Annotated in this window: 3 protein-coding genes and 1 tRNA gene; 3 read left to right on the top strand and 1 reads right to left on the bottom strand. The window is 37.1% G+C overall.

All coding sequences use genetic code 11. The features are described from left to right. The coding region (locus tag ABX784_RS17100) for a biotin--[acetyl-CoA-carboxylase] ligase (RefSeq protein WP_372656273.1) at positions 1 to 693 on the bottom strand (693 nt) is incomplete at its 3' end. A 76-nt stretch (positions 694 to 769) separates the two neighbouring features. Between ABX784_RS17100 and rph the strand changes: the two genes are divergently transcribed. From rph to ABX784_RS17085, 3 genes are all read left to right on the top strand, one after another. Next, positions 770 to 1,474 carry a ribonuclease PH gene (rph, locus tag ABX784_RS17095; RefSeq protein WP_372656272.1) on the top strand — a complete coding sequence of 235 codons (705 nt, stop codon included), beginning with the start codon at positions 770 to 772 and terminating at the stop codon, positions 1,472 to 1,474. Next, positions 1,474 to 2,064 carry a non-canonical purine NTP pyrophosphatase gene (locus tag ABX784_RS17090; RefSeq protein WP_372656271.1) on the top strand — a complete coding sequence of 197 codons (591 nt, stop codon included), beginning with the start codon at positions 1,474 to 1,476 and terminating at the stop codon, positions 2,062 to 2,064. Before rph ends, ABX784_RS17090 begins: the two co-directional genes overlap by 1 nt. A gap of 38 nt (positions 2,065 to 2,102) precedes the next feature. Then, positions 2,103 to 2,177, top strand: a tRNA-Pro gene (locus tag ABX784_RS17085). Positions 2,178 to 2,183: the final 6 nt, after the last annotated feature.

Below are 2,183 nucleotides of genomic sequence, written 5' to 3'. Positions count from 1 at the left end.
TAAAAATAAAGAACCAGAATATATTTTTTTGATGAGGCCCTTACTTTCTATGAGGGCCTCTCCATTTTGACCAATTCCTTTAAAGATTCCCTTGTCTACATTCTTATCATCTCTAATTTCAACATTTTGACCTAAGTGAGAACAGTGAGTGTTCCAGGCACTTATTGTCTCTTCTGATGTGAGTCTATTGTTAATAATGAAAGAATATATAGAAAGAGTAATCTGCTCAATATTAGATCTATCAATTTGATTATCAGTTATATGAGATCTACCAAACTTGTATTGTGAAGATTTTTCGAGAGTTTCACTTGGACCATAGTTCAGCCCAAGTCCTACAAGAATTTTATCTTGGTAGGTTTGACAGAGTAATCCTGCACATTTCATTTGATTAGAGTTGAGTATGTCGTTAGGCCACTTCAATTGTAGAGAATAATCCTTGAAGTAATTACAAATAATGGCTCCAAGTTCGAGTGAGGTAAGTGTTAGAACCGAATTTGGCTCAATAACAAAGCTCATCGCAATTGAATTTTCTGTAGAGTCCCATACGTTTCCACTACGTCCTCGTCCCTTTGTTTGTTTTTCTGAGCTAACGAGCAGATTGGGGATAGAGCTTCTAGAGTTGAGCTCATTTTTTAGTATGATTTGAGTCGATTCGCATTCTTCAAAGTGGAGATGCTCTATATTTTGATTCATATTAAAATGACCTTCTTTTCAATTCTCTACAATAAAGGTAGAAATAATAGATAATCATTATAAAGGGGTCACTCACATGTCAATTATTGAAAGAAATCATCCTAGAGATATTAAATTTACACCTGGAATTAATCCATACGCAGCGGGAAGTGTGATAGCGGAATTTGGAAATACCAAAGTTCATGTTACTGCAACCATTGAAGAGGGAGTTCCAAGATTTCTTAAAGATAAGGGACAGGGTTGGGTAACTGCTGAGTACTCAATGCTTCCATCTTCAACACATACAAGAAACAGAAGAGAGAGAAGTAAAGTAAGTGGAAGAACTCAAGAGATTCAGAGACTTATAGGAAGAAGCTTACGAGCAATAATTGACCTAGAAAAACTTGGTGAGAGAAGCATCCAAATTGACTGTGATGTTTTAGTTGCCGATGGTGGAACGAGAACGACTTCTATTTCTGGTGCCTATGTAGCTCTATCAATGGCAATTGATAACTTATTAGAGTCTGGAAAGATTGAAGAAACTCCAATTAAAGAGCCATTAGCAGCACTAAGTGTCGGGATTAGCTCGTCTGGTAAAGTAATAGCAGACTTAAATTATGAAGAAGACTCAACTTGTGAAACAGATATGAATATTGTTATGACAAAGTCCGGAAAATTTATAGAAGTTCAAGGAACAGCTGAAGGTGAGGCATTTTCAAGAGAAGAGCTAAATGCAATCTTAGATTGTGCATCTGAAGCTATGAATGCTGTATTTACTGCTCAGGAAAAGGTTTTAAAGTAATGAATTTTATACTGGCATCTGGAAATAGTCACAAGGCAGAAGAGTTTTCTGATTTATTTGATAAGTCGGTTCTAAATATAACTGCAGCTTCTGAGAAGTTGGATGTTGATGAGACCGGAACTACATATAATGAAAATGCTTTTCTAAAGGCTAAGGCCTACTTTGATAAGTTTCAGGTACCAGTACTAGCTGATGACTCAGGCTTGAATGTAGCAGCACTTCCAGAAGAGCTAGGCATCTATTCTGCTAGATTTGGAGGGGAGGGCTTAACTGATAAGGATAGGGCCCTTTTACTTCTTGATAAAATGAAAGGTCTTGAGAATAGAGACGCTTATTTTACTTGTGTGTTATGTTTTTATATTAGCCCTCAAGAAATTTTCTTTTTTGAGGGAAGATTAAACGGACGTATAGGTGAAAATTACATAGGTGATCATGGCTTTGGATATGATCCTGTATTCCATGGTTTAGGTGAGTTTGAGAGTAAAACAGTGGCACAAGTTCCTGAATGGAAGCATGAAAATTCTCATCGTTCTAGCGCTTGCAGAGTTGCTCAGAAATTTTTCAAGGAAAGAGATTGCCAAATAGTGTAATAGGCCTTATAAATTTCACTCATTCAAAATGAATCGATCGGAGTGTAGCGCAGGGGTAGCGCACCTGCTTTGGGAGCAGGGGGTCGTAGGTTCAAATCCTATCACTCCGACCATTTTTT

Origin of the sequence: Halobacteriovorax sp. (assembly GCF_041587335.1) — a bacterium.
In the GTDB taxonomy this organism is placed as follows: Bacteria; Bdellovibrionota; Bacteriovoracia; order Bacteriovoracales; family Bacteriovoracaceae; genus Halobacteriovorax.
This window is presented reverse-complemented; position numbering and strand designations above follow the sequence as displayed.